General features: G+C 46.0%; 4 protein-coding genes and 1 pseudogene. All 5 read right to left on the bottom strand.

The genetic code is table 11. The features are described 5' to 3' along the window. Positions 1-192 (bottom strand): annotated as a pseudogene (locus tag CAG68_RS17755) (flagellar protein FliT); the annotation flags it as partial. Between the two features lie 3 nt (positions 193-195). Then, positions 196-2,178, bottom strand: coding sequence for a flagellar filament capping protein FliD (fliD, locus tag CAG68_RS17750; protein WP_161441448.1), 1,983 nt, complete (start codon positions 2,176-2,178; stop codon positions 196-198). Positions 2,179-2,199: 21 nt separating this feature from the next. Next, positions 2,200-2,634, bottom strand: a complete 435-nt coding sequence (gene flaG, locus CAG68_RS17745; protein ID WP_005384493.1) for a flagellar protein FlaG — start codon at positions 2,632-2,634, stop codon at positions 2,200-2,202. Between the two features lie 92 nt (positions 2,635-2,726). After that, positions 2,727-3,857, bottom strand: a complete 1,131-nt coding sequence (locus tag CAG68_RS17740; RefSeq protein WP_005380449.1) for a flagellin — start codon at positions 3,855-3,857, stop codon at positions 2,727-2,729. Positions 3,858-4,145: 288 nt separating this feature from the next. Beyond that, positions 4,146-5,171 (bottom strand): flagellin (locus CAG68_RS17735; protein ID WP_161441447.1); only part of this gene is annotated, 1,026 nt, incomplete at its 5' end.

Genomic DNA, 5,171 nt, shown 5'->3' with positions numbered 1-5,171 from the left:
AGTTAGCAATGCTTGCCACTCTGCATCCTGCTTAACCAAAGGATTTTGATGAATAATTGGTAACAGGTTTTGCAATAACCGTTCCCTGATATCGACCAAGCGAAGAATTTCTTCAGCATTAAAATCAATTCTTTCTAATTCTTGCGTAATTAGTTGATCTATATCACTAATTTCCATGAGTTCTTTTTGCATTTATTAACCCAACGCACTCATCAAAGCGCCTAACTGGCCCTGCATTTTACCGGTCGCATCTTGCATCGCGGTAAACTTCGCATGAGTACGCTTCTCTAGGCTTTCCATGCGGCGATCTAATGCCGCTTGATCGTCACTCAAACGGTAGTTTTGTTCTGTGAGACTTTTTTCTCGAGTACGAATACTGCCTGTAATACCTGTGATACCGTGAATCGCATCTTCTACTCGTTTAGCAAAACCTGTGTTGCCACCGAAGAACTTTTCTAACTCGTTGAAGTTATTGTTCAACTGGCGGTCTAGCATGTCATAGTTGATTTCTAGTGTGCCTTGACGTGTGGTCGTAATGCCAAATTCTGTTAAGGACTTTAGGTTTTCAGGCGCCTTATCGATTCGAGTAGAAAAGACCGATTTTAATCGTGAATCTGCACTGCGTACGGTGCTGTCACCTGACAACGGCCCTTTTTGACCAGTTACCGGATCCACACTCGCCAACGCTTGGGAGGTTTGATAAAACGAGTTATACGCTGCCACAAAGTTTTCGATATCGTTGCGTACACTTTGACGGTCGTACTCGACACCAATTTCAGCAGGCGGTTTATTCGGTTCTGATTTGCCTTTTAGCGTTAAATCAACACCTTCGATCGCATCTTCAATCACATTGTTGTGGCTAGATAGCTTTGCCACTCCATCAAGCAGAACTTCTGAATCTTGCCCTGCTTGTACTTCTGTCATCCCAAGGTATTCTTCAAAAGCAGATTGTGCCTTTGCGATTTTCGCTTCTGCTTCATCAATTTTTTCCAGACGCTCACGTTCTTGAGGATCAAGTTTAGCGCGATGAATTTGCTTAGCTTGCGCTTCGGAAAGTTCACCACGTGCCACTTTTTCGTCTAACGCTTGCTTTTCACTCGCAATTTTTTGCTCGATTTCCGCTTTTTCTTGCTCAAGAAGCTGCTTAGCCTCTTTCGTCGTAACGTAAGAATCGGTTAGGGTGCCCGATGCGGCATTATTCCAGCCTGGTACATCTGGTGCCTTCTCTATTGCCTTTTCGTCGAGTTCGAGCTCTGGTTCTTCATAAGAGTCCAACAAAGTACCTGACGCAGTTTCTGTCCACCCTGGAATTCTGTCTTCAGGGCGTAAACTCGCGCGTCGGTTGGCTTCATCAATGGCTTCTTGACCAGCTTTGGCTGCTTCTGCACCCGCCGCAGAGATTGGCGCTTGTTGTACATCGTCTGCCGCTTTTTGCTCTTCTGGAGGTAGAGGATTGCCGTTTGCATCTAGCTCTTCTGCTGGTTGTTCCGGAAATTTAAGAGGACCTAAGACATCTTCCGCCGCTGAACGAGCTTCTTCAAGCGCGTTGACGCGGTCTTCAAGTGTTTGGTATTCGAAATATTTAAGAGGGTTGCCTTTTTCTGCCTCCACACTGACTCTGATTTGATGATCCTTACCAGAGAGGTTAGAAGCAAGGATAAGGCGTGGACCTTCGACGTCGTTAATAAGAGATGCACGAACGCCAGGGTTATCTTTAGCGCCATTGATGCCACGTACGACATCGATGAGCTTAGATCGGGAACGAACATCGATATTAAAACGCTCATCACCAAGCGAAATCTGCAGCTTACCAGGGCCAAATTTTGCGTCTTCTGGCAATACGTCAGAAGCGACTTTATGGCTCTGAGCAAGCTGCAACACATCGATAGCATATTTGCCAGCGATAGCATCTGTGGTTGCCGTGGCAGATACGATATTGTCATCGGTCGTTTCGACAGTGCGAACGGCAAATGCTTTCTCCTGGCGAAAGTTCGCCATGAGATTTTTCATCGTATCCAATGATTCTCTGAGTCGTCCGTAAGCACTGATACTGGCATTAATTGTCGTGCGTTCGTTGTCGATGCTTTGCTGCTTTGGTACGCGTTCGGCATCCACAATTTTGCTGACCATGGAATTAATATCCATGCCGCCAGACATCCCCAAAGGGCCTAAACTCATCAAATCACCTCTAAAAACGACTTACACTTTTTCAGTCAACAACCCGCTGTTGGCTGTGTGCTCAGCTAGGCGACGCAATACCACTAGCATTTCTTCATCAGGAATTTGACGAATCACGTCACCGGTATTGGCTTCATAAATCGTCACCACATCTCGTCCGGATTCTTCATCCACTCGAAATGCGACTCCTTTGTTTATGGACGTTACAAATTCATTCATTTGTGCGACCAATTTTTCACGTTCTTCTTTGTTCAGTTCTTGACGGCTTTCAGCCATCTCGATCGCAGCTTGAACAGAGAAATCGTATTCGGTGTTTTTCGCTTTTTGCGGCGAAATCTCACCATTTGAATTTGCTGGGCTAGACGTGCCTATATCATTGCCATTTTTATTTGCAAACTTTGTGCCATTTGGCGTGCCGTAAGGCTGGATGTTCGATGCGTAGGAGGATATATCCATTACAATCTCCCTTCCACCTTATGGGCTAACGATAGAATCTATCGCTTTGGTGCCCCAGCACTAAGGTGTTGACCTCAGGCTGGGTTTACCACTTAGCCCAACAAGCTTAGCGCTGCAGATGGAGACTGCTTCGCTTGAGCCAGGATTGAAGTACTTGCTTGCTGAAGAATTTGCGACTTAGTCATCGCAGTGGTTTCCTTCGCGTAATCAGTATCTTTAATACGGCTTTTAGACGCGTTAACGTTCTCGTTAATGTTGTCTAGGTTGCTGATTGCGTGGTTGAAGCGGTTTTGGAAAGCACCGAGTGAAGCTCGTTGGCTGTCTACGGACTTAAGAGCACCGTCGATAACCGCTACTGCTTCTTGAGAGCCAGCTACTGTGGTTACATCGATGTCTTTCACTGTTACGTCTTTCGGGCCACCAAAGCCGATCTCGTCTGCTAGGTTGCCAGAAAACTCAACATCACCTTCAACTTTTTGAGAAGAAGCAAATACTTGTAGTTTGCCATCTTCGCCAACAGAGGCTTTTACATCATCGTTTTGACCGTTGATGTATGTCGCTAGCTGCTCAATATCATCGCCTTGCTTAGCGCTGATTGATAGCTCTTTCTCTTCACCCTGCTTGTTGGTGTAGCTCATTTTGAACTCTGTTTTCTCACCAACAGTCCAAGATGCGTCTTTACCCTCTTCTGCTGCGTAGCTCTTACCACCCATTGCTGAAGTGTCTGAGCGTAGGTTACCCATAGAAAGCATCACTGCTTCACCTGAGTCCGCACCGATTTGGAAAGATTGAGTACCGTAAGTACCGTTTAGAAGCTTGTTGCCACCGAAAGAGGTAGTTTCAGCAATACGGTTTAGCTCGTCGTTTAGCGCTGTTACTTCTTCTTGGATCGCTACACGTTCTGCTTTTGAGTTAGAACCGTTCGCAGATTGAAGCGAAAGATCACGCATACGTTGTAGGATGTTGGTAGATTCATTCATTGCACCTTCAGCAACCTGTGCAATAGAAATACCGTCGTTTGCGTTTTTCACTGCCATGTCTAGGCCACGGCTTTGTGCATTCAAGCGGTTTGAAATCTGTAGACCTGCAGCATCGTCTTTCGCGCTATTGATTTTATAACCCGAAGACAAACGCTCCATTGATTTTTGTTGACCGTCAGCTGCCTGGTTTAGGTAACGCTGTGCAGTCATCGCAGAAACGTTAGTATTAACGTTAATCGCCATAATTGTTCTCCTTAAGGCTTTAGTGAATGTACCGTCGTGTCTCTCACCTCACTTAGGTACATCTCATTTCTCTCAGTCCCTTTAACGGCGACCGATGAATATCCTTTAGAAGAAATTTTCAATTTTTTGCGATTATTTTCTTTGGCTTACTGAAATGTGATGAAGCTCTAATGTCGTGATTCGCAGAAATCCTGGGGCCCCAAAAGACAGAAAAAAACCCAGCCGAAGCTGGGTTTACTCGCTCATCTCTCACCACGAGCCAATGAGGTTCTCGTCTTAGGTTTGAAATTAACCTAGCAGACTTAGCGCTGAGTTTGGCGCTTGTTTCGCTTGCGCAAGGATTGAGCTTGACGCTTGCGATAGAATTTGTGATTTGGTCATTGCCGTCGTTTCTTTCGCGAAATCTGTATCTTTGATACGGCTCTTCGACGCATTCACGTTCTCGTTAATGTTGTCCAAGTTGCTGATTGCGTGGTTGAAACGGTTCTGGAAAGCACCCAGCTCTGCGCGGTGGCTATCTACGTATTTCAGTGCCGCATCGATGATAGCAACAGATTCTTGTGCGCCACCAACTGAGGTTACGTCGATAGTATCTACCGTTACTTTTTTACCTTCGCCCAAACCTAGCTCACCAGATAGGCCGCCTGAAAACTCGACTTCGCCTTCGACTTTGTTGTTGCCAGCAAAGATTTGCAGTTTACCGTCTTGGTCTACAGAGGCTTTCACTAGGTCAGTTTGACCGTTAATGTAAGTCGCAAGCTCTTCGATATCGTCACCCGCTTTTGCGCTGATGTTGATTTCTTGCTCTTGGCCGTAGCTGTCCGTCAGGTTGATTTTTAGGTCATTCTTGCCTTGGGCAACGTTCCAATCTTTACCTTTACCGCTTTCTGCTTGGTAGCTTACACCGCCCATCATTTTGTTGTCTGAGCGCATGTCTTTTAGCTCAAGCATTACCGCTTCGCCGTTATCCGCACCGATTTGGAACGATTTCGCGCCGTGAGTGCCGTTTAGTAGCTTGTTACCACCGAAAGAGGTTGTTTCTGCGATACGATTTAGTTCGTCGTTGAGTGCGGTCACTTCTTCTTGAATCGCAACACGCTCTGCTTTCGAGTTTGAACCGTTTGCTGATTGCAGAGACAAGTCTCGCATACGTTGAAGAATGTTAGTGGTCTCATTCATTGCACCTTCAGCAGTTTGTGCAATCGAGATACCGTCGTTCGCGTTGCGAACCGCTACATCCAAACCACGGCTTTGTACGTTCAAACGGTTCGAGATTTGTAGACCCGCAGCGTCATCTTTTGCGCTGTTGATTTT

The sequence above is a fragment of the Vibrio sp. V42_P2S4T144 genome (assembly GCF_009904715.1).
In the GTDB taxonomy this organism is placed as follows: Bacteria; Pseudomonadota; Gammaproteobacteria; order Enterobacterales; family Vibrionaceae; genus Vibrio; species Vibrio alginolyticus.
Note: the sequence above shows the minus strand (reverse complement) of the source record. Positions and strands in the feature narration are given on the sequence as shown.